This window comes from Rhizobium sp. 01L410 (assembly GCF_056400165.1).
This window is the reverse complement of record NZ_JBFTST010000001.1, coordinates 239,557-259,526: the sequence shown is the minus strand read 5'-3', so window position 1 is coordinate 259,526 and position 19,970 is coordinate 239,557. Positions and strand designations below refer to the sequence as shown.

Sequence of the window (19,970 nt, the reverse complement as noted above, 5' to 3'; positions counted from 1 at the left end):
CACCGCCAGAAAAGGTATGAATCCATGAGTTCTTCCACACCCGATATCATTGATCTGCTAGCCGGTATCAAGCCGGGGTCTTTTCTCGACCGTCTCCGTGCCGAACGTCCGGAGACGCGGCTGAATGCGCAGAAAAGCTATCTCGCGCTCTTCGAGCCGGTGTCCGACGATCACGTAACGCGTGCCGAGCGGCTCGCGATCGCCGCATTCGTCAGCGGCCTGCACCGCTCCGGGACGGCGTCGGCCTTCTACGCCGGCGGTTTGTCCGAGCTGCAGGGCGGCGCGTCGCTCGCAGCTGCGATCCAGACGGAGATTGAAAAAGGCGCGGCAGATGGCCCTTACGGCCGCTATCCGGCCGGTCCGCTGTTGGCGGAAGATGCTCCAGGCCTGACCTATGCCGTCTCGGATTTCAGCCGCGCCGTGATCGGCGCCAAGCTGTCGGCGGCTCTCGAACACACGCATCTGCTGGTCTTCCGTCCGCGCGAAGCAAGCCCGGATGCGCTGCAGAAGCTGATTGATGCAGGCTGGACCACGACCGGTATCGTCACCCTGTCGCAGATCGTCGCGTTCCTGTCGTTTCAGATTCGCGTTGCTGCCGGCCTTTCCGCGCTCGGCGCGGCGGGCGAGGGCAGCGTCACGCGTGCGGCAGCGGAATAAGGAGAAACGTCATGACCGATACCGTCAATCATCCTGAGATCGACAATCGCCCCAACGCATTTACCCAATCCGAGATTGGCTGGACACCGTGGCTGACGCCGCTGGAAGAAAGCGAACTCACCGAGCGGCACTGGGCGGGTCTCGTCGATGCCTCGCGCTCCAAGTCTCCCTATTTCATGCTGCTGGCCCGCGATCCGGAAATTCTCGAAGCGAGGACGAAGACCGATAAGGATATCTTCTACAATACGCGCGCCGGCTTGCCGCGGGCCGATCGGGAGCTTTCGGCCGCCGCCGCATCCCGCAGCAACGGCTGCATCTTCTGCGCCTCGGTGCATTCGCGGTTCGCGTCCCATCATTCGAAACGCACGGCCGACGTTCAGCGACTGCTTGACGAAGGCGTCGAGGCCGAGCTCGGCAGCCGCCGCTGGAACGCCGTCGCCGAGGTTTCGGCGGCCTTGACGGCCACGCCTTCGCGCTTTGGCCCGGCGGAGATTGCCCGCCTGCGTGAAGAGGGCTTCGATGATCTGGAGATTGCCGACGCCATTCACGGCGCAGCCTTTTTCAACTGGGCGAACCGTCTGATGCTGTCGCTCGGCGAGCCGACTCCGGCGGCTGTATAAACTGCGCCGGACCCGGCCGGGCAATCCTGGCCGGGCTCTACCGCTCCATCTGGCACCAGGCGGCCAGCAGAGGCCGCGAGGTGCAGCGCATCGCGACGGTGTGTCCGGCCTCGTTGTAGAAGGCCGACCCCGGCGAAGCCTGCTGCCAGCCTTTTTCGTCGCAGAGGAATTCGCAGTCCGACAGCGCCAGGAAAACCCGGGCTCGGTATTGGACATGATCGGGGAAGCGGCTGTAGGGCTCCATGATCGTCAGCCCGAGCGTGACATCGTCGCGCTCTTCGAGGCCCGCCGCTCCGGCGATGACGGCATGGGCGTGTGCCTTTTCGATATTCATGCTGGCGAAGGGGCCGGTCGAGCTCGAGGACCAATCGAGGCTCTTGGCCAGATCGTTGATCGCGGCGGCAACTTCCGCGAAAGCCCGGCCTTTCTGCGTCAGCTGGCGCAGGGCGAACTGCAGCTGCGGCCCAAGCCGCAGATGCGAGGCGGGCCGGCTGGAAACAGCGCCGGGATACTGCAGCTGATGAAAGATCTTGCCGGCAACGAATTTCTCCATCATCGGCGTATCGCCCGAAAGCATCAGATTGCCGATCGCACCGATGAGACGCTGAACCTCGACCGGCCTGCGGGAGCGGCTGACTGGGTAGGCGCCTTCGACCCGCGAACCACGATGCAGCAGAAGGTCGGCGTCCCGCCTCAGATTGGATTTCGACATGCGAGAAGTGTCCCCACGGGGCGCGGCTCTTTTCGGCCCGGTCCGTTCGCTCGGCTCTGATATTCGAACCCTTGCATCAACACGAATGCCGGCTATCGGTCAAGCGCGCGCTACGGCGATGGTCACTCGCCGAAGGCCACGCTGCCAGAGACGTCCCTGGCGGCGTGCTTTTCTCTAGGACACGACCTTGATATGCCCCTTCATGTTGGGATGGAAGCGGCAGTAATATTCTACCGTGTCACCGGCCGTGACGAGGTGCGTCGCTTTCTGGCCGGCGGGGATGGTCACCTCCCAGCCGCCGTTGACGCTGGCGGTATGATCGAATGGATCCTTGTTCGTCCATTCGACGGTCTCGCCGACTTTCGCCTCGATGTCCGCAGGCGCGAAGGCGAGATTTTCGACCACCACATGTATCTTGCCGTTATGGGCGCGCGCCAGCGATGCGCCGGCCGCAACCACTACTCCCGTCAGCAGGAAGCTTCTGCGCTTCATCGGCGCCGAGATCATTTCAGCTCCATGGCAACATGCTCGGCATGCTGCTCATGCCCCTGGAACAGCTTCAGCCCGGTTTCGAGCAGGCTTCTGAGGTCCTTGTTCTCTGCCGATGGGATGAGGACGGTTTCCAGAGCGCCGTTGACCTGCTTGTGATAGGCAACCTCGTTGTCGATGTAGGCCTTGTCGAAGGCGGCGCCGTCCAGCTTGCTGAGTTCGGTCTGCTTGTCCTTGGCGGCCTTTGCAAGCGCCTGGCTCGTCGGGTTGTCTTCAGGCGTGACCTTCAGCTTCTTGATGAGCGCAAGCGCCTTTTCGTTGACCGCTTCATGGTCCTTTTTCATCGATTGCGCGAATGCCTCGACATCCTTGTTCTTGGTTTTCGAAAGGGCGAGCTTGGCGGCGTCCACGTCGATCGCGCCTGCCGTATAGGCGATATGGGCGATCTGCGGATCGGTCGGCTTGTCGGCTGCAAGCGATTGGCCGGCGGCGAGGAGAAGGCAGCTCGTAGCGATGGCGGAAATGAAGGTTTTCATCGGGATCTCCTTGGCGCGGCGAGATTGCCGGCGCCTGTTTCAACGTACGCAGCATTGGATGCCGCGCCGCCGGAGAGGTTCCCGTCAGTTCTTCAGCCCGAGTTTGGCGATCACGGCTTCGGTCAGCCGCTCGCAGCGCCGGCCGGCGAAGGGGAAGGCGTCCATAAGGATCGGTCCGATCTGCTCTTCCAGCTGCTTGCGAATGAGTTTGCGGGCGCGGTGAAGCCGCGTCTTGACCGTTGCCGCGGGAATATCGAGCAGCGTGGCCGTCTCCCCGATATCCAGCCCCTCGATGACGCGGGCAACGAATACGATGCGAAAGTCCTCCGGAAGGGCATCGGTTGCCTGCTCGACGAGGTGAAGAAGCTGTCGCTGCGCCATGCCGCGCTCCGGATCGATGGTGGACGATGAAGGGTGCAGCGCGATGATCTCGGCTTGCGGCTGGCCAGTCGGAGGGATCGAGCGTTTGAGCCGCTTTTCGGCGCGCAACCGCATGAACGCAGTGTTCAGTGCGATACGCGAAAGCCAGGTCGAGAGCGACGCGGCGCCGTTGAAATCGGCAAGCTTTGAAAAGGCCTGGAGATAGGTGTCCTGCAGCGCTTCCTCTGCTTCCGCATTGCTGTGAAGAACCGCCCGGACAAGCCGGTAGAGCCGCTGATTGTGAAACCGGATGATCTCGCGGATCGCCTGCGCGTCGCCTGTGGACGCCCGGCGGACAAGTATTGCTTCGTCGGTGGCGAAGGGTAGTCGCGGTGAATTCTCGAACGCCTGCATCTGGCTTCTCCTTGTGGAAGCTTATTTGATGCTGGGCCGCGTGCAAGGTTCCCGCGAGTGCCGATTTTACAAGGCGACGCCCCTGCCGCCTCATGGACCGGCTCCCAATCTCCGATTATCCAATCGCCGCGCGGGCCAGAAAGACTGCACCCTCGACCGGTGAGACGTCGAGCACATGCACAGCAAGCTGCGGATGCTGCTTGCCGAGTGCGCGCTTGAACGCGTCGAGCAGCCGCGCCTGTTTGACGATCACGCTGCCTGCAACGACGACGTCATCGCCTGTCGCCCCCCGATTTTTGAGCTGGGCGACAAGCGCCGCAAGATAGCCGGCGCCCTCCGAGATGACGTTCACCGCCAGTTGCGACCCGCCGTCTGCGGCATCGAAAATGGCAGTGCAATGCGGCGCCCAGTTCTCGGCCGTCGGATCGTCGTTGACCTTGCGCGTCAGCCGCTCGGCATCCTCGACTCCGAAATCGGCAATCAACGCCGACAGCAATCCGTCATCCGGCTTGCCTTCGTCATTTGCCCTCAGCGCGGCCCGGGTTGCCTCGCGCACCAACGCCGCTGCACCACCTTCGTCGCCGATAACGCATCCCCAGCCGCCCGCCGAAATCGGTTGTCCCGATCCATCCGTTCCAACGGCGATGGCACCGGTACCCGCTATGACGCCGATACCCTGACGGAGCCCGGCAGCAGGCACGATGAGCGCCGCATCATTGACGGCTCGAACGCGATATCCCCGATCGAGCAACGCCGCTTCAAGATCCCGCCCGATCGAGGGATTGTTGATTCCCTGCGCACCGAAGGCGATGGAGGCGATCGAAAGACTGGCGGGCAGGGTGGCGCGCAGGCGCGAAGCCAGCCAATCGGCGCCGTGAGACGCGGGCTCCGCGTCCCAATCCTGACTGGAGATGACCGTGTCGAGAATACGCGCACCGGCCAGCGTTTCGACGACCAGATGCGTCTTCGTCCCGCCGACATCAAGCGCCACAAGACATTCACTGCTATCCATCGTCAGGCTACCTTGGTGTCGTTGTGGTGGAAGACGAAGGCATCGGGATCGAGCCCGCGGGCAAGCGCCGTTTCAACCGCAATGGTCTGCATGATGACGGCCTCGAGGATTGGCCGCTGGGTGATGCTGACGCGCGGTAGCGGTATATAGGTCAGCCAATCGCTGGCAGCGGCTTGCACTGGGCCGGCAAGGATCGTGTGATGACCGGCTTTTGCCAGGGTCGATGCCAATTCCGCCTCCCGCTCGTCGCCAAAGAGAATATGCACGCCCTTGCCGGCCGATTCCATCGCGCCATGCAGATATTGCCTGGTCGACATGCCGGTCGAAGGGATGCGGGCGATCTCGCGCAGCAGCAGCGCGCCGACTTCGGCTGAACCGGCCGAAGGGGCAATCCCGGCGCAATCGACATATACCGCGTCCGTCATGCGTGCGAGAATCTCGCCGGTCTGCGTCTTGAGCTGCTGCTCGACGGTGCGGAAGGCAGTGGGGAGATCAGACCAGGACGTCTCGATTGCGCCGCCATCCCAGGCCTCGGCGATCATGCCAAGAGCTGCGATCGTTGCCGTATAGCCAATCGTCGATGCGTAGCTGTCGGGGATCGCGCCGAGCGAGACATTGGCCGACGAGGCGGCCGCAACAGGGGAATTTTTGGCGTTGACCACGGATATGCGCAGGCTGCGGTCGATTGAGTTCAGCACGGCAAGCGTCTCGGTGCTCTTTCCGCTTTGCGAGACGGCGATCACCGGATGGCTGGATGCGGGGAAGGGGATCGGATACTCGCCGCCATTGAGGCGCCACGAATGCACACCGCGGGACCGCAAAGCCCAGACGGCAGCCGAACTCGCTGCAAAGCTTGCGCCGATACCCATGAAGATCGGCCCCGCACCCTTCAACGCGCTGGAAGCATTGCGAACCTCGCTGCCGATTGCAGCAATCGCGGTTTCCAGCGCATTGGCCTGGGAGGCGCGCGCGTCAGCCAGCGAAATATAACCTTTGACCATTGCGGTCTTCTCCTTGGTCCTGAAATGATGTGCGGCCGCGGCTTTGGCCAGCGCGTGCCGGATGGACGGACGGCGTCACCCGCCGGTCTTCGCAGTGCGTGAAAAAGATGTCCGCAGGCGGTAGCGGTCGCCTGCGTAGCGGATCGTCGATGCCATGACCGGCCGCCCGCTGCTGTCTTCGACAAGCTGGCGCATGGCGAGGATCGGCATGCCCTGCTCGATGCCGAGATGGCGGGCAAGCGTCTTGTCTGCGGCGTGCGCCTCGATCGTCGATTCGGCGCGCGCCAGGTCAAAGCCGGCACCGGTCAGCAGCTTGAAAAGCGAAGCCGTCTTGAAATCGACACCCGACATATCGAGCCCGCGGATCATCGGGAAGAACGACGTATCGACGGCAACCGGCACGCCATCCAGCCGACGTATGCGGTCGAGATGAAAGACCGGCGCGCCGGGCGCAATGCCGAGCTCTTCTGCCTCATCGAGGCTTGCGGGCGCCCCTTCGGCACGCAGCACGTCCGAGGATGGCGCGAGGCCGAGGCGGGCGGCGGTTTCGCTGAAGGATTCAAGCGTCTGGGGAAATTCCTGATGCGCTTCCGTTGCCACGTACCAGCCACGGCCGTGCGAAGACACCAGCACGCCGTCAGTCACCAGGCTCTGCAGCGCGCGGCGCAGCGTTACGCGGCTGATCGATAGCCGGGTCAGCAGATCGCGTTCCGGCGGCAGACGGTTTCCCGACGCCAACTTGCCGGCTGCAATCTCTTTCAGGATCGCCTTTGCGGCCTGCTGCCACAGGGGCTCGGGAGAATCCGACTGCAAAGGTCCCGGCTGGCCTTCATTTCCGATCATCAGTTCACCGCTACCTTTTCCCACTGCCTGGTTTTCATGGACCGGTAGCATGCATCGATGATCCTGTTGACGATAACCCCGTCCTCGTAGGTTTCGGACGGAGCCTTGCCGGCTGCGAAGCAATCGACGAAATGGCGCATTTGCTGCGAGAAGCCATAGGCGCGCGTCTCTTCCGGTACGGGATAGACCCAGCCGGTCTCGGCATCCGCCTTCTCGACAGTATAGCCGACAGGCTTGCCGACGAAGCCCCAGACGGGACCGACAGAACTGTCGGTGACGATGCGCCCCTCGGAGCCGACGAGCTCATGACGCAGCTGCATGCCGCCCTTTTCGATCCAGGAGGATTCGATGGTCGCCAGCTCGCCACCGGCAAATTTCAGAAGTGCGATCGCGGCATCTTCGCCGGTCGTTTTGTCGCCATGCACCATCGTCGAGCCCCAGGCCATCACCTCGGTCACGGGATTGTCCTTTCCGAAGAAATGCCGTGCTGATTCTACAGTGTGGCAGCCCATGTCAAGCAAGGCACCTCCGCCTGCGGTCTCAGCATCCCAGAAGTGCGGGGCATGCGGACCCGAATGGGCCTCGCGAGCGCGCATCGTCAGCAGCTTGCCGATACCGCCAGCCTTCAGCATTTCGTAGGCCTTGGCTGTATTCGGCGAAAAGACAGAGCTCTCGGCATATCCGTGCCAGACGCCCGCCTCGATCACCAGCTTGAGCATCTCTGCGGCCTCGGCTTCGGTGCGGGCAAGCGGCTTGGTGCAGACCACGGCCTTCTTGTGTTTTGCGGCAATTCTCGTCGCCTCGAGATGCACCTCGTTCGGGAGGGCGATGATGACAAGATCAACGGAAGGGTCGGCGCAAAGGGCATCCATCGTGGCATGGGCCTTGAGCCGCCACTTGGCCGCAAATTCGTCGGCCCGTTTGCCGTCGCGGGAATAGCAGCTGCGCAACTCCGCATTGCGAACGTCAAGCAGTGCATCGGCATAGCATTCGCCAATGAAACCCGATCCCAGCAACCCGACGCCGATCATTTTCACCCCTCCAAGCTCTGTGGCAACAGCCCTTATTCCTTTCAATCGAATACCACATAAGACAAAAATGGGAAACAAAAAATATAACTTGTCACAACTGGTATTTAGAGGTATCGTCGCCTCAACAATCGCCGGACTGAGATTAAAAGAACCGGCATGGGAGCAGTTTTGAGTCACAAGAATGGGAGATTATGAAATGCTTTCAAAGCACGCATTGCTGAACGGTGCCGTTGTCTCGCTGGTTGCGATGGTCGCTGCCGGCAGCGCTTTCGCCGAAGATGTCACCATCAAGCTCGGAAGCTGGCGGACCGAAGATATCGCAGTGTGGCAGGACAAGATCATCCCTGCCTTCGAAGCCAAGAACCCCGGCATCAAGGTGGAATTCTCCCCCGTCAATACCAATGAATATAATGCAGCAATGCAATCCCAAATTGAAGCCGGCGCGGGACCCGATCTCCTGACCTGCCGCCCCTTCGACGTCAATCGGGAGTGGATCAGCCGCAAATATTTCGACTCCCTGGCGGACTTTGGCGCCATCAAGAATTTCGACGATACGTCGAAGGCCGCCTGGACCGACGCCAAAGGCACGCCCTATTGCTTGCCGATCGCCGCCGTGCTTGCCGGCTTCTATTACAATGTCGATATCTTCAAGGAGCTCGGGCTCGACGTTCCGAAGACTGCTGACGAGTTCGTCAAGGTGCTGCAGAAGATCAAGGATAGCGGCAAATACGAGCCGCTTGCCTATGGGTCGGCAGAATCCTGGCAGCTCGCCTATAACGGCCTTTACAATATCGGTCCGTCCTATTGGAACGGCGAAGAGGGCCGCCAGGGCTTGATCGACGGCACCAAGAAGCTCACGGATCCGGAATTCGTCGAGGCCTTCAAAGCCTTCGCAGCCTGGAAGCCGTTCCTGCCTAATGGGCAGGCAAGCCTGCAATATGCCGACATGACCCAGCTTTTCACCATCGGCCGCGCGGCAATTCTTCCTGATGGCTCCTGGGATATCAATCAGGTGACCTCGACGGGTCTCAACGTCGGCGTCTTCGGCCCGCCTGCTGCCAAGGAGGGCGGTCAGCGCTACCTGCAGGAAATGCCTGACATGGCGATCGGCATCAATGCCGCAAGCAAGAACAAGGATGCGGCAAAGACCTTCCTCACCTGGCTTGCATCCCCGGAATTCCAGGAACTTTACGTCAATGCCGCCCCAGGCTTCTTCGCCATGAGCAGCACGCCGGTAACCTATAACAACGCGCTGGCGCAGAAATTCGCCGACCTGAAGAAGGACGCCAAGCTGACGCCGCGCCTGGCGCTGGACCGGCTGAGCGCCGGCAATCCGCCGCTCGACGACGAAATCTGGCGCGTGCTGCAGACGATGATGATCGGAGACGATGTCACCCCTGAAAAGGCGACTGCAGAACTCCAGGCCGGTCTTGCATCCTGGTACGCACCGCAGAAAAAGTAACAAGAGCGCCCCGCGCACCACACCGGTGCGCGAGGCTCCCGATGCCCGCCGGCATCAGCTGGCGACCAGACTACGGAGATACCGGGTGACACGTCCTGCGACGGCTCGCTGGAGCCTTTTCCTTTTTGTGCTGCCAGCGCTCGCAATCTATCTCGCTTTCGCCGTCCTGCCGCTCATCGCCTCGATCGTCATGAGCTTCTTCGATACGGATGGTCCGGCCGGGCGCGTCTTCGTCGGGCTGGAAAACTATTATTACCTCTTCACCCATCCGGTCACGAGCGCGCGTTTCTGGAACGCGCTGCTGAACAATTTCGAATATTTCATCATCCATCTGATGGTCGAAGTGCCGATCGGCCTTTTGATGGCGGGTTTGCTCACCTCCGGTCTGCTGAACCGTTCCGAAGGCGTCTACCGCACGCTGCTCTTTATCCCCGCGACGCTCTCCGTCGTCATCGTCGGCTTCATCTGGCGCCTGATCATCAATCCGCTTTGGGGACTGGTCGGCTTTCCGCTACTCGGCAACGAACTGACGGCACTGCCGACGATCTCTCTGATGTCGGTCTGGCAATATGTCGGCATTCCGATGCTGTTCCTCTACAGCGCGCTGCTTGCTGTTCCGGAGGATGTCGTCGAGGCGGCGCGGATCGATGGTGCCGGAAACTGGCGAATCTTCTGGGCGATCAAGTTCCCGCTGATTGCGCCGCAATTCGGTCTGATCGTCATCCTCACCTATATCTGGACTTTCAACGGCTTCGATCTGGTCTTCGCGCTGAATGGCGCAGCACCAGGCCCGAACTACAGCACGGATATTCTCGGGACGCTGTTCTACCGCACCTTTTTCGGGTCCAGTGGCCAGGTGGCCGATCTGGATCTCGGAGCGACCGTCGCAACGGTGATCTTCGTCATCATTCTTCTCGTCACTGCCGCCTATTTCTGGCTGGTCCAGCGACGGCTGCAAGCGCACCAAGTCTGAGGAACAGCAGAGATGTCATCGTCAGCCAAACTCAGTGCCAGCTTCTACGGCTCCAGCCGCCAGCGCATGGTGCTCGATCGCATCGTCGTCCACGGATTGCTGATCTTCTTCGTGCTGCTGGCCCTCGGGCCGATCTTCATCGTCATCCTGAATTCCTTCAAGACGACACCGGCGATCTTCGGCGGCCCGTTCGACCTGCCGACCGTCAAGACTTTCAGCGTCGATGGCTATATCCGGGTCTTCACCCGCGGCAATTTTTTCCTGAACTACCGTAACAGCCTTGTCGTCACCGTCTCGACGATCGTACTGACGGTGGTTTTCTCGGCGCTGGCTGCCTACGGCCTGGTGGAATACCGCCTGAAGATCACGCCCGTGATCGCCGGACTTTTCGTGGTCGGCATCATGCTGCCGATCCGCCTCGGCACCGTTCCGATCCTCGAGATCATGATCGCATGGCGGCTGGTCGATACGCTGACGGCACTGGTCCTGGTCTATACCGCAATGAGCGTGCCGATCGCGGTGACGCTGATGATGGCGTATTTCCGCACGGTGCCGACCGAGATAAAGGAGGCGGCACGCATGGACGGGGCAGGGGAATTCCGGACATTCCTGATCGTCCTGCCGGTGGTGAAGCCCGGCCTTGCAGCTGTTGCCACGCTGACGATGCTGCCCGTCTGGAACGACCTCTGGTTCCCGCTGATTCTGTCGCCCGGCCGCAGCAACCAGACCGTGACGCTTGGCGTCCAGCAGTTCGTCGGGCAATTCCTCAGCGACTATCCGGCACTGCTTGCTGCGCTCACACTCGGGATTCTGCCTCTCGTCGTTCTCTACGTAGTGTTCTCACGACAATTCGTTCGGGGCCTGAGCCAAGGGGTCGGCAAGTGACGGGAAGAGCGGCGAGGATGCTGCCGCCCTTCTCCAGCTACTGAAGAGCGCGCTGAGCATCAGCCCGCAAGCTTGCCGCCATCGACGGCAAGCGAGTGACCGGTCAGAAAAGACGCCTGCGGCGACGCCAGGAAGACAATCGCCGCCGCCACTTCTTCCGAATGGCCGAGACGACGCATCGGCACATATGACTTCAGGTAATCGAGACGGTCATTCGATCCGCCCGTCAGGCGGTCAAGGAATCCGGTCTGGATAGGGCCGGGGGCCACGGCATTGACGCGAATGGCCGTGGTTGCGACCTCGAGGGCCGCCGATTTCGTCAGGCCTTCCACCGCGTGCTTGCTGGCGACATAGACGGATCCGTTCGGTGTTCCAACCTTGCCCAGCACAGAGGATACATTGATGATGCTGCCGGTTCCCTGCTCCTTCATCACACGCAATTCATGCTTCATGCTGAGCAGGGTGCCTAGCACATTGGTGTCGAAAGTCGCCGCGTAAGTTTCGGCAGTCTGCGCCGTTACCGGCCCGAACGCACCTTCGGTGCCGGCGTTGTTGACGGCGACGTCGAGACGGCCGAAGCGGGCCACGGTTTGGTCGATGAGCGACTCGACTTCCTGATCATGGCGGACATCGGCACGAACAAATTCGGCCTCGGCGCCCATGGCGCGGAGTTGCTCGACAAGCTCGCGGCCAAGTTCGTCGCGGCGGCCGGAGACCACAAGGCGGGCGCCATCGCGGCCAAAAGCAATCGCCGTCGCGCGGCCTATACCGGTAAGCGCACCGGTGATCAAAACAACAGGAGCAGACATCGGAAAACCCTTTCAAGCCTCGGCGGAAATCGCGCAAGGTGAATAATATGTACGTACGTACATTTGTAGGTGTCAACAAAAATGTACGATCGTACACTATGCTTCTGTGCGGAGATGGTCAGTGGAGCGGGCGGAGTACGATCGAGAAGAGCACCGTTTCAAGCCGTTCGATCGGCTCCGGGCTGCGCTGAGATTTGCTGAGCAGCACCGCTCCCTGATGCGAGGAGACGATGAACCCGGCGACCTGCCGGCAATCGATATCCGGGGCCACTTCTCCGGCCTTGACGGCCGCCTCTATGCAATAGGCGACTGCATCGGTGAGGCCAGCGACGATCTCGTTGACGCGCTGACGTATGGCGTCGCCAGCCACGCCGGTTTCGGCAATGAAGTTGCCGAGCAGGCCTCCGAGAGGGCCGCCGCAGCTTCCCTTCGAACGGCTGCCGGCAATATATTCCCGAAGCCGCATCAATGGCGGCTTCGCGTCGTTGCGCAGCGTATCGAGCACGACATTCTGGCTGTTGGCGAAATAGAGTTCGACGATCTCGAGCCCGAACGCTTCCTTGGAAACGAAATGATTGGTGAAGGAGCCCAGGGGCACGCCAGCTGCGCTGACAATGCTGCGCACCGAGGCGGACGAGAAACCGACCTCGTCGACGACCTTAAGGCCTTCCCTCAGAATTTTTTCGCGGTTCGACAGCTTCGCCATGGCTGCAATATGCTAAGACCGGCGCGGATCGTCAATGAGTGGTGGTAAGGGCTCTACCGGGAGTCATTGAGTCTCCTGCCTCAATAACGGCGATGCGCCTTGGCCTATGCTATCGCATGGAGCTCGGCGCAGGCATCGTCAATCCGCTCCGCCGTCGTCATCGGTGCTGAATTCGGAAGCGAGTTCGCGCCTGATAAAGTCGGCGAAGGTTCTCGCTTTGCTACTCGCCGTGCGTCCGCTCGGGAAGACCGCCCAGAGATCGATGGGCGGAAGATCCCAGTCCTGGAGGACGCGCCGGACCTTGCCGGAGGCCAGTTCGGGCGCGAACATCCATTCAGAGGCGACGGCCAGTCCCATTCCGGCAAAGACCGCTTCGCGAACACCCTCGGCTGCGGTCAACCGGATGCGCCCCTTGATGGTCACGGCGCTTTGAACCAGCCCCTGGCTGAAGTTCCAGACAGTGCCGCCGCTGCGCAGATCGTAGACGACGGCTTGATGTGCCCCCAGGTCCGCAGGAGAGGTGGGCTCACCGTGGCTTTCAAAATACTCCGGTGAGGCGACCACGACGCGCGGGCTCTGTCCGACCTTGCGGGCGGTCAGCGATGAATCCTGCAGATCTCCCATTCGCAAAGCGATGTCGATACCGGCTTCGACAAGATCGACGTTGCGATCGTCCATGAATACTTCGATATCGAGATCGGGGTGCATGGCCAGGAATTTTGGCAAGTGGGGAACCACGTGGAGCCGCATGAATGTCACCGCGCCGCTGATCCGCAGCCGGCCGTTGAGAGCGGCACCTGAGCCCCGCGCCTTGGCCTCGGCCTCGTCGGCCTCTTCGACAGCGCGCTTGGCGTGCTCGTAAAAATTCTCGCCCGCCTCCGTGGGCATCAGGCCTTGCGTCGTCCGCAACAGCAGCCTGGTGCCGACGCGTTCTTCCAGTTGGGCGATCATCTTGGAAATTGCAGGTTGTCCGACACGCAACTGTCGCGCGGCACCGGTGAATGATCCGGTATCGACGACGCGCACAAAGGCGTCCATGGCAGCGAGCCGGTTCATGGGGTATTCCTCCTTGGAATGATGCATATGTCTCCATCGCGGCTTCCCCCGTCAAGTCCACGCGCGCAAATAATGCGCGGTGCTCGATGCGGCAGCATCCCCATCAATTCTCCAGAGTGGAAACCACGATGATCGAAGTCTATGCCTTTGCGACGCCCAACAGTGTTCGCGTGCCTATCGCCCTTGAAGAGCTCAGGCTTGCTTATGAGCTCAAGCCTATCAACGTCCGCAAGGGCGAGCAGAAACTGCCGGACTACCTGGCCATCAACCCCAATGGCAAGGTTCCTCTGCTGATCGATAGCAACGGCCCCGATGGGGAGCCCATTACCATCAGTGAATCCGGGGCGATCCTTGTCTATCTCGCTGAAAAGACCGGAAAGCTGATTCCGGGCGACGGCACAGGCCGCGCCCGTGTCTTCGAACAGATGTTCTTCCACCTGACCGGAATTGGCCCAGCCTTTGGGCAACTCGGCTTCTTCAAGCGGCAGGCGGCCGAGCAGATCCCATTGGCGATCGCAAGATTCCAGGCCGAGGCTGAACGCGTCCTCGCCGTGCTCGAAGGCGTGCTTCAGGAGCGCAAATTTGTTGCCGGAGACCAGTTCACGATCGCCGACATCGTGCATTTCGGGTGGCTGTGGCGTCGCGAATTTGCAGGCATAGACTTCGAGAAGACGCCAAACATTGCGCGCTGGTATGGCGAGATCGATGCGCGTCCTGCGGTCAAACGCGCGATCGAGAAAGTCACGGCATTGGTTCCTGCGACATGACCGCTTCGAAAGCAGATCGGGCCGGTCTTTCCTAGTCAGGATCGTCCTCAACTGACGGCTTGCAATCAAAGAAACACAAGGCGCGTGCCTGGCGACGGCGCGCGCCTTTGGCGCACTGAGAGATCGTCCCGCAAAGGGGAGAGAGTTCTGACGTATTCCATTATGGAATAATCTATAGTCGGGTTTGGCGTCTACAACGCAGCTTTTGCTGAATTTATCTGATTGGCAGGCACCCGCCGGGTGCCATCCCGCGTGAAAGACTGAACAGTCGGCAAGCGCGGGTCCAGCAGATCAATTCGAAGGATAATTCCATGAGCAAGAAGTTGGATGGCAAGGTTGCCGTTGTGACCGGCGGCAGCGCCGGCATCGGGCTGGGCATCGCAAAGCAGTTCGCCGTAGAAGGTGCACTTGTCTACATTACCGGCCGCCGTCAAAGCGAACTCGACAAGGCCGTCGCCGTAATCGGCCACGGCGCCATCGCGGTGCAGGCCGACGCGTCGAAGCTCGGCGATCTCGATAAGCTCTACGAGATCGTGAAGAAGAATAGCGGCCATATCGACACTCTCGTCCTCAATGCCGGCTTCTACGAGTTCATGAAGTTCGGCGACATCACCGAAGAGCATTTCGACAAGACCTACAATACCAACGTGCGCGGGCTTCTTTTCGCTTTCCAGAAGGCCTTGCCGGTCTTGCGCGACGGTGCGTCCGTAATCCTGACGGGATCCATTGCGGCATCGAAGGGCATCCCGAACATGTCGGTCTATTCTTCGACCAAGGCGGCCATCCGCAGTCTCGTTCGCGGCTGGATCATCGACACGAAGGAGCGCGGTTTCCGCATCAACGTCTTGAGCCCGGGTCATACCGTGACGCCTGGTCTTTCTGGGTTGATCCCGGCCGAGGCTTACGAGGGAATCACCGCGACGATCCCGCTCGGTCGCATGGGCACGCCCGACGATATGGGCAAGACGGCCGTGTTCCTCGCATCCGACGACAGCGCGTTCATCACCGGCGTCCAACTCGACGTCGATGGCGGTGTCGCCCAGTACTAAGCATGATGCGGGCGGGCCAATGGTCCGCCCGCTTTTACCTCTGAAGCCCCGGTTTCTAGGCGTCTTTAAACGGCCTAGTTGCGCCCCGATCTTGGCTGCTCGCAAGCCGGTGATCTCCTTGTGGAAAAAACCACATTGGAAAAATCCAGTAAAATCATTTGCATAATTTTCTTTCGGCGGTTCAGCGGGTTCCCCGCCGCAGCCAATTTCGTAGCAGACATCGCGGCGACGAGCTTCTGCCCTTGACGGCGAAAGTTTCTTGGGAAATGCTAAGATGTCAGACCAATTTAAGGTCGACTGCCTGACAAGAAAAATGGGGAACCATGAAGGCAAATGTGAGCGACAGGCCGGTGATCCGGCCGCTTCCGGCGATCGACCGGGCGCGTCAGGTGACTGAGGCGCTGGCGCATTACGTCGAGGATGCGAAGCTGAAGGCGGGCGACCGCTTGCCGGCAGAGCGCGAGCTTATGTCTGCCCTGGCCGTTGGCCGTTCCACCATCCGCGAAGCCATCCGCCACTTCCAGGCGCTCGGCGTCATCGAAACCCGCAAGGGCAGCGGTACCTACCTGCTGAAACCGGTTTCGAAGGCGACCATTCATGTGCCGCTCTCCTTCGAAGGCGCCAATCTGCGCGATGCGCTGCTGCAGACGCTTGAGGTTCGCCGCGGCATCGAATGCGAGGCGGCGATGGTGGCAGCCCGCAAGCGCACGGCCAGTGACCTCGTGAATATCGAAGAGAAACTGAACGAGATGGAGCGCGTCCACATCGCCAAGGGCACGTCGGGTCCGGAGGATCTGGCGTTCCATATGGCGGTCTATGACGCGACGCATAATCCGATGTTCGGCCAGCTTCTGGAGCAGATGCGCGAGACCTTCGTCCGTTTCTGGACCCACCCGTTCGACCGCCAGGATTTTGCCCGCCGATCCTTCCCGTTCCACCGTACGCTTTTCAACGCGATCGCCGCCAAGGATCCCCAGGCGGCGCGTGAGGAAACACTGAAGATTCTCGACGTTGTCGAGGAAGACATCAAGGAAATGTCCAAATGAGCAACTCGCTCGATCCCATCGAACTCGCTTCGCTGATCACCGCCCATGATGAAGGCAATTTTGCCGAAGCGGTGGTGCCGCCGATTTTTCAGACATCGCTTTTCACCTTCTCCGATTACGACGACATGATCGCCTCCTATCGCGGCGAGAAGGTACGGCCGATCTATACGCGCGGCCTCAACCCGACGGTGCGCATGTTCGAGGAGATGCTGGCCAAGCTTGAGGGCGCGGAAGATGCGCTCGGTTTTGCAAGTGGCATGGCGGCGATCTCGTCTGCCGTGCTTTCCTTCGTCGAGCCAGGTGATCGCATCGTCGCCGTCAAGCATGTCTATCCCGATGCCTTCCGCCTGTTCGGCACCATCTTGAAGCGCATGAAGGTCGAGGTGACCTATGTCGATGGCCGGGACGAGGAAGAAGTCGCCAAGGCGCTTCCGGGCGCCAAGGTCTTCTACATGGAAAGCCCGACCAGCTGGGTGATGGAAGCCCATGATGTCGGCGCGCTGGCGGCGCTTGCGAAGAAGCATGGCGTCGTCACCATGATCGACAACAGCTGGGCGAGCCCGATCTTCCAGCGGCCGATCACGCTGGGCGTCGATCTCGTCATCCATTCGGCCTCAAAATATCTCGGCGGTCACAGCGACGTGGTCGCCGGGGTCGTCGCGGGCTCCAAGGACATGATCGCCCGTATCAAGGCGGAAGCCTATCCCTATCTCGGCGGCAAGCTCTCACCCTTCGACGCCTGGCTCTTGATCCGCGGTCTGCGCACTCTGCCGATCCGCATGAAAGCGCACGAGACTGCGGCGATGACCATTGCTCAGCGGCTGCAGGCGCTCGACGTGGTCGAGCAGGTCTGCCATCCGGGCCTCGCCAACCGCCTGCCAGCTGGACTCAACGGCACGTCGGGCCTGTTCTCCTTCATCTTCCGCGAAGGCGTCGATATCCGCGCCTTCGCCGATCACCTCAAGCTCTTCAAACTGGGCGTGAGCTGGGGTGGACACGAAAGCCTGATCGTACCGGGCGAGGTGGTGCTTCAGCAGAAGGCGCAACCGAACTCCGCGCATACCTTTGGCATTCATGCGCGGTCCGTACGTCTCCATGTCGGCCTCGAAGGGACCGAGGCGCTGTGGAGAGACATCGAGGAGGCGCTCGCCGCCGCTTCGTGACGACAATAGTGAGAGAAACACCTTCAACAAAAGGGGAACTGAGCATGAAAAGACTGATAACCGCAACGCTCTTCGCCACCATGATGGCAGGAACGGCCTTCGCCGACACGACGCTGAAACTCGTCGAGGTCATCACCAGCCCGGAACGCACCGAGACGCTGAAGTCGATCGTCGGCAAGTTCGAAGCCGCCAATCCGGGCACCAAGGTCGAGATCATCTCGCTGCCCTGGAATGAAGCGTTCCAGAAATTCGCGACCATGGTATCGGCAGGCGATACGCCTGACGTCATGGAAATGCCGGATACCTGGCTGTCGCTCTATGGCAATAATGGCATGCTCGAAAGCCTCGAGCCCTATCTTGCCAAGTGGGAGCACACCAAGGACCTGACGCCGCGCGCGCTTGAACTCGGCCGCGACGTCAAGAAGACCGCGTACATGCTGCCCTACGGCTTCTATCTGCGCGCCATGTTCTATAACAAGAAGCTGCTTGCCGAAGCCGGCGTGAAAGAACCGCCGAAGACGATGGAGGAGTTCACCAAGGCTTCCGAAGCCGTCTCCAAGATTTCGGGCAAGTACGGCTACTGCATGCGCGGCGGCCCGGGCGGTCTGAACGGCTGGATGATCTTCGCCGCATCGATGGCCGGATCCAACAAGTATTTCAACGAAGACGGCACCTCGACCATGAACAGCGAAGGCTGGGCAAAGGGTCTGGAATGGATGGTCGATTTCTACAAGAAGGGCTATGCGCCTAAGGATAGCGTCAACTGGGGCTTCAACGAAGTCGTCGCCGGCTTCTACTCTGGCACCTGCGCCTTCCTCGACCAGGATCCGGACGCTCTGATCGCCATTGCCGAGCGCATGAAGGCCGAAGACTTCGGCGTCATGCCGCTGCCGAAAGGCCCCGATGGCAAGTCGTTCCCGACCATCGGCTATGCCGGCTGGTCGATGTTCACGACGAGCCAGAACAAGGACCTTTCCTGGAAGCTGATCGAAACCCTCGAAAGCCCGGATGGCAACATCGAGTGGAACAAGAAGATCGGCGCTCTGCCGGCCTATACGGCAGCCGAGAAGGACCCGTTCTACGCCGGTGACCAGTTCAAGGGCTGGTTCCAGGAACTCGCGGACAAGGACACGGTCCCGACCGTGATGCCGACCTACCTCGAAGAATTCGCCTTCTTCAAGGATTCTCTGGCGATCAAGACCTCTCAGCAGGCCCTCCTCGGCGACATCACGCCGAAGGATCTGGCCGACCAGTGGGCTGATTACCTGACCAAGGCTCAGCAGAAGTTCCTGGCGAAAAAGTAAGCCAGAACTGAACAAGCAGCCCCCTCATCCGGCCCTTCGGGCCACCTTCTCCCCAGCGGGGAGAAGGTGCCGGCAGGCGGATGAGGGGGCGGCACCCGCTTTGGGTCCCTACAGTTTAATACGGAAAGCCGACCACCGATGACCATGACCGCCGATACGCACAGGCGCCGCGACCGCAGGCCGTTGCGGAAGCGTCTCGCCGATGCCTCCGAGCCATATCTTTACAGCGCGCCTTCGCTGATCCTCATCATCGGGGTCATGATGGTGCCGCTCGTGATCGGCATCTCCTATGCGTTTCGCGATATCCAGCTGCTGAACCCGTTCTCCGGCGGCTTCATCGGCATCGAGCATTTCCGCGAACTCTCCAAGGATGCCGCCTTCTATGGCGCGCTGAAGAATACCCTGTGGTGGACCGGCGCTTCCGTCATCCTGCAATTTGCCTTCGGCCTTATCCTGGCGCTGCTACTCGACAAGCCGTTCTGGGGCAGGGGCATCGTTCAGGCGCTGGTCTTCCTGCCCTGGGCCGTTCCGTCCTTCCTCGCCGGTCTCAACTGGGCTTGGCTCTTCAATCCGGTCATCGGCCCGATCCCGCATTGGCTCTACGCGATGGGTCTGATGAGCGAGCCGGGGAATATTCTGTCCGATCCGCAATATGCGATGTGGGGCCCGATTATCGCCAATGTCTGGTGGGGCATTCCGTTCTTTGCGATCACGCTGCTTGCCGCGCTGCAGGCGATCCCGCGCGACCTCTACGAGGCGGCCTCGATCGACGGCGCCGGCTGGTTCCAGCGTTTTGGTTCGATCACCCTGCCGTTCCTGGCACCGACCATCGCGATCACCGTGCTTCTGCGCACCGTCTGGATTTCCAATTTCGCCGATCTGATCGTCGTCATGACCGGCGGCGGCCCGGCCGACCGCACGCAGATCGTCGCCAGCTATATCTTCACCCAGGCCTTCAAGCGGCTGGATTTCGGCTATGCCTCGGCGATCGCGCTGGTGCTGCTGGCTTTGCTGCTTGCCTATTCCATGCTGATCATCCTGCTGCGGCAGACGCTGCTGAACAAGGATTGAGACC

The 19,970-nt window shown here is 60.9% G+C and carries 22 protein-coding genes; 11 read left to right on the top strand and 11 right to left on the bottom strand.

What is annotated here, in order from left to right:
• Positions 1-24 precede the first annotated feature (24 nt).
• Both AC1DV9_RS01195 and AC1DV9_RS01190 read left to right on the top strand, forming a co-directional pair.
• Entirely contained in the window at positions 25-657 is a 633-nt protein-coding gene (locus AC1DV9_RS01195; RefSeq protein ID WP_477945687.1) for a CMD domain protein, read from the top strand.
• Positions 658-668: 11 nt separating this feature from the next.
• Entirely contained in the window at positions 669-1,277 is a 609-nt protein-coding gene (locus AC1DV9_RS01190) for an alkylhydroperoxidase domain protein (protein WP_477945686.1), read from the top strand.
• A gap of 37 nt (positions 1,278-1,314) precedes the next feature.
• On the opposite strand, the gene AC1DV9_RS01185 is transcribed toward AC1DV9_RS01190, so the two are convergent.
• The 8 genes from AC1DV9_RS01185 to AC1DV9_RS01150 all read right to left on the bottom strand — a co-directional run bounded on the left by AC1DV9_RS01185 (position 1,315) and on the right by AC1DV9_RS01150 (position 7,675).
• Positions 1,315-1,989, bottom strand: coding sequence for a dimethylsulfonioproprionate lyase family protein (locus AC1DV9_RS01185; RefSeq protein WP_112388517.1), 675 nt, complete (start codon positions 1,987-1,989; stop codon positions 1,315-1,317).
• A 174-nt stretch (positions 1,990-2,163) separates the two neighbouring features.
• Positions 2,164-2,496, bottom strand: coding sequence for a cupredoxin domain-containing protein (locus AC1DV9_RS01180; RefSeq protein ID WP_477945685.1), 333 nt, complete (start codon positions 2,494-2,496; stop codon positions 2,164-2,166).
• Complete coding sequence (locus AC1DV9_RS01175; protein WP_477945684.1) at positions 2,493-3,014, bottom strand: DUF4142 domain-containing protein; 522 nt, start codon at positions 3,012-3,014, stop codon at positions 2,493-2,495. Before AC1DV9_RS01175 ends, AC1DV9_RS01180 begins: the two co-directional genes overlap by 4 nt.
• Positions 3,015-3,098: 84 nt before the next feature.
• Positions 3,099-3,788: an RNA polymerase sigma factor gene (locus AC1DV9_RS01170; RefSeq protein WP_477945682.1), complete on the bottom strand. Its 690-nt coding sequence runs from the start codon at positions 3,786-3,788 to the stop codon at positions 3,099-3,101.
• A 115-nt stretch (positions 3,789-3,903) separates the two neighbouring features.
• Entirely contained in the window at positions 3,904-4,800 is an 897-nt protein-coding gene (locus AC1DV9_RS01165; protein WP_477945680.1) for an N-acetylglucosamine kinase, read from the bottom strand.
• Positions 4,801-4,802: 2 nt separating this feature from the next.
• Positions 4,803-5,801: an SIS domain-containing protein gene (locus AC1DV9_RS01160; RefSeq protein ID WP_477945678.1), complete on the bottom strand. Its 999-nt coding sequence runs from the start codon at positions 5,799-5,801 to the stop codon at positions 4,803-4,805.
• Between the two features lie 75 nt (positions 5,802-5,876).
• A complete protein-coding gene (locus AC1DV9_RS01155; RefSeq protein ID WP_477945677.1) occupies positions 5,877-6,644 on the bottom strand; it encodes a GntR family transcriptional regulator in 768 nt (255 codons plus the stop codon).
• Positions 6,644-7,675, bottom strand: a complete 1,032-nt coding sequence (locus tag AC1DV9_RS01150; protein ID WP_477945676.1) for a Gfo/Idh/MocA family protein — start codon at positions 7,673-7,675, stop codon at positions 6,644-6,646. The genes AC1DV9_RS01155 and AC1DV9_RS01150 overlap by 1 nt, the downstream gene beginning before the upstream one ends.
• Positions 7,676-7,871: 196 nt before the next feature.
• Between AC1DV9_RS01150 and AC1DV9_RS01145 the strand changes: the two genes are divergently transcribed.
• From AC1DV9_RS01145 to AC1DV9_RS01135, 3 genes are all read left to right on the top strand, one after another.
• On the top strand, positions 7,872-9,137 hold the full coding sequence (locus AC1DV9_RS01145; RefSeq protein WP_477945675.1) for an ABC transporter substrate-binding protein: 1,266 nt from the start codon (positions 7,872-7,874) through the stop codon (positions 9,135-9,137).
• 85 nt (positions 9,138-9,222) lie between these two features.
• Positions 9,223-10,110: a carbohydrate ABC transporter permease gene (locus tag AC1DV9_RS01140; RefSeq protein ID WP_477945673.1), complete on the top strand. Its 888-nt coding sequence runs from the start codon at positions 9,223-9,225 to the stop codon at positions 10,108-10,110.
• 12 nt (positions 10,111-10,122) lie between these two features.
• Positions 10,123-10,995: a carbohydrate ABC transporter permease gene (locus AC1DV9_RS01135; protein WP_310290981.1), complete on the top strand. Its 873-nt coding sequence runs from the start codon at positions 10,123-10,125 to the stop codon at positions 10,993-10,995.
• Positions 10,996-11,054: 59 nt separating this feature from the next.
• Here AC1DV9_RS01135 and AC1DV9_RS01130 read toward each other — a convergent pair whose 3' ends face one another.
• The 3 genes from AC1DV9_RS01130 to AC1DV9_RS01120 all read right to left on the bottom strand — a co-directional run bounded on the left by AC1DV9_RS01130 (position 11,055) and on the right by AC1DV9_RS01120 (position 13,593).
• Positions 11,055-11,804: an SDR family NAD(P)-dependent oxidoreductase gene (locus AC1DV9_RS01130; RefSeq protein ID WP_477945672.1), complete on the bottom strand. Its 750-nt coding sequence runs from the start codon at positions 11,802-11,804 to the stop codon at positions 11,055-11,057.
• Positions 11,805-11,922: 118 nt separating this feature from the next.
• On the bottom strand, positions 11,923-12,510 hold the full coding sequence (locus AC1DV9_RS01125) for a TetR family transcriptional regulator C-terminal domain-containing protein (RefSeq protein WP_112389007.1): 588 nt from the start codon (positions 12,508-12,510) through the stop codon (positions 11,923-11,925).
• 138 nt (positions 12,511-12,648) lie between these two features.
• Positions 12,649-13,593, bottom strand: a complete 945-nt coding sequence (locus tag AC1DV9_RS01120; RefSeq protein ID WP_477945670.1) for a LysR family transcriptional regulator — start codon at positions 13,591-13,593, stop codon at positions 12,649-12,651.
• A 101-nt stretch (positions 13,594-13,694) separates the two neighbouring features.
• Between AC1DV9_RS01120 and AC1DV9_RS01115 the strand changes: the two genes are divergently transcribed.
• The 6 genes from AC1DV9_RS01115 (at position 13,695) to AC1DV9_RS01090 (ending at position 19,966) form a co-directional block, all read left to right on the top strand.
• Complete coding sequence (locus AC1DV9_RS01115) at positions 13,695-14,333, top strand: glutathione S-transferase family protein (protein WP_477945668.1); 639 nt, start codon at positions 13,695-13,697, stop codon at positions 14,331-14,333.
• Positions 14,334-14,644: 311 nt separating this feature from the next.
• The gene (locus AC1DV9_RS01110; protein ID WP_477945666.1) at positions 14,645-15,382 is read left to right on the top strand and encodes an SDR family NAD(P)-dependent oxidoreductase; all 738 of its coding nucleotides are present in this window, start codon (positions 14,645-14,647) and stop codon (positions 15,380-15,382) included.
• Between the two features lie 323 nt (positions 15,383-15,705).
• A complete protein-coding gene (locus AC1DV9_RS01105) occupies positions 15,706-16,428 on the top strand; it encodes a FadR/GntR family transcriptional regulator (protein ID WP_112514707.1) in 723 nt (240 codons plus the stop codon).
• Positions 16,425-17,591, top strand: a complete 1,167-nt coding sequence (locus AC1DV9_RS01100) for a PLP-dependent transferase (RefSeq protein WP_112596887.1) — start codon at positions 16,425-16,427, stop codon at positions 17,589-17,591. Before AC1DV9_RS01105 ends, AC1DV9_RS01100 begins: the two co-directional genes overlap by 4 nt.
• Positions 17,592-17,635: 44 nt before the next feature.
• Positions 17,636-18,895 carry an ABC transporter substrate-binding protein gene (locus tag AC1DV9_RS01095; protein WP_477945664.1) on the top strand — a complete coding sequence of 420 codons (1,260 nt, stop codon included), beginning with the start codon at positions 17,636-17,638 and terminating at the stop codon, positions 18,893-18,895.
• A 138-nt stretch (positions 18,896-19,033) separates the two neighbouring features.
• Positions 19,034-19,966 carry a carbohydrate ABC transporter permease gene (locus AC1DV9_RS01090; RefSeq protein ID WP_477945662.1) on the top strand — a complete coding sequence of 311 codons (933 nt, stop codon included), beginning with the start codon at positions 19,034-19,036 and terminating at the stop codon, positions 19,964-19,966.
• The last annotated feature ends 4 nt before the right edge of the window (positions 19,967-19,970 follow it).

Bases quoted from the DNA above. Each gene is read 5' to 3' on its own strand.
- AC1DV9_RS01190 (WP_477945686.1), top strand. From the start codon at position 669: ATGACCGATACCGTCAATCATCCTGAGATCGACAATCGCCCCAACGCA.
- AC1DV9_RS01110 (WP_477945666.1), top strand. From the start codon at position 14,645: ATGAGCAAGAAGTTGGATGGCAAGGTTGCCGTTGTGACCGGCGGCAGC.
- AC1DV9_RS01195 (WP_477945687.1), top strand. From the start codon at position 25: ATGAGTTCTTCCACACCCGATATCATTGATCTGCTAGCCGGTATCAAG.
- AC1DV9_RS01160 (WP_477945678.1), bottom strand. From the start codon at position 5,801: ATGGTCAAAGGTTATATTTCGCTGGCTGACGCGCGCGCCTCCCAGGCC.
- AC1DV9_RS01135 (WP_310290981.1), top strand. From the start codon at position 10,123: ATGTCATCGTCAGCCAAACTCAGTGCCAGCTTCTACGGCTCCAGCCGC.
- AC1DV9_RS01130 (WP_477945672.1), bottom strand. From the start codon at position 11,804: ATGTCTGCTCCTGTTGTTTTGATCACCGGTGCGCTTACCGGTATAGGC.
- AC1DV9_RS01170 (WP_477945682.1), bottom strand. From the start codon at position 3,788: ATGCAGGCGTTCGAGAATTCACCGCGACTACCCTTCGCCACCGACGAA.
- AC1DV9_RS01155 (WP_477945677.1), bottom strand. From the start codon at position 6,644: ATGATCGGAAATGAAGGCCAGCCGGGACCTTTGCAGTCGGATTCTCCC.
- AC1DV9_RS01165 (WP_477945680.1), bottom strand. From the start codon at position 4,800: ATGGATAGCAGTGAATGTCTTGTGGCGCTTGATGTCGGCGGGACGAAG.
- AC1DV9_RS01175 (WP_477945684.1), bottom strand. From the start codon at position 3,014: ATGAAAACCTTCATTTCCGCCATCGCTACGAGCTGCCTTCTCCTCGCC.
- AC1DV9_RS01090 (WP_477945662.1), top strand. From the start codon at position 19,034: ATGACCATGACCGCCGATACGCACAGGCGCCGCGACCGCAGGCCGTTG.
- AC1DV9_RS01125 (WP_112389007.1), bottom strand. From the start codon at position 12,510: ATGGCGAAGCTGTCGAACCGCGAAAAAATTCTGAGGGAAGGCCTTAAG.
- AC1DV9_RS01120 (WP_477945670.1), bottom strand. From the start codon at position 13,593: ATGCATCATTCCAAGGAGGAATACCCCATGAACCGGCTCGCTGCCATG.
- AC1DV9_RS01150 (WP_477945676.1), bottom strand. From the start codon at position 7,675: ATGATCGGCGTCGGGTTGCTGGGATCGGGTTTCATTGGCGAATGCTAT.
- AC1DV9_RS01115 (WP_477945668.1), top strand. From the start codon at position 13,695: ATGATCGAAGTCTATGCCTTTGCGACGCCCAACAGTGTTCGCGTGCCT.
- AC1DV9_RS01105 (WP_112514707.1), top strand. From the start codon at position 15,706: ATGAAGGCAAATGTGAGCGACAGGCCGGTGATCCGGCCGCTTCCGGCG.
- AC1DV9_RS01095 (WP_477945664.1), top strand. From the start codon at position 17,636: ATGAAAAGACTGATAACCGCAACGCTCTTCGCCACCATGATGGCAGGA.
- AC1DV9_RS01180 (WP_477945685.1), bottom strand. From the start codon at position 2,496: ATGATCTCGGCGCCGATGAAGCGCAGAAGCTTCCTGCTGACGGGAGTA.
- AC1DV9_RS01145 (WP_477945675.1), top strand. From the start codon at position 7,872: ATGCTTTCAAAGCACGCATTGCTGAACGGTGCCGTTGTCTCGCTGGTT.
- AC1DV9_RS01185 (WP_112388517.1), bottom strand. From the start codon at position 1,989: ATGTCGAAATCCAATCTGAGGCGGGACGCCGACCTTCTGCTGCATCGT.
- AC1DV9_RS01100 (WP_112596887.1), top strand. From the start codon at position 16,425: ATGAGCAACTCGCTCGATCCCATCGAACTCGCTTCGCTGATCACCGCC.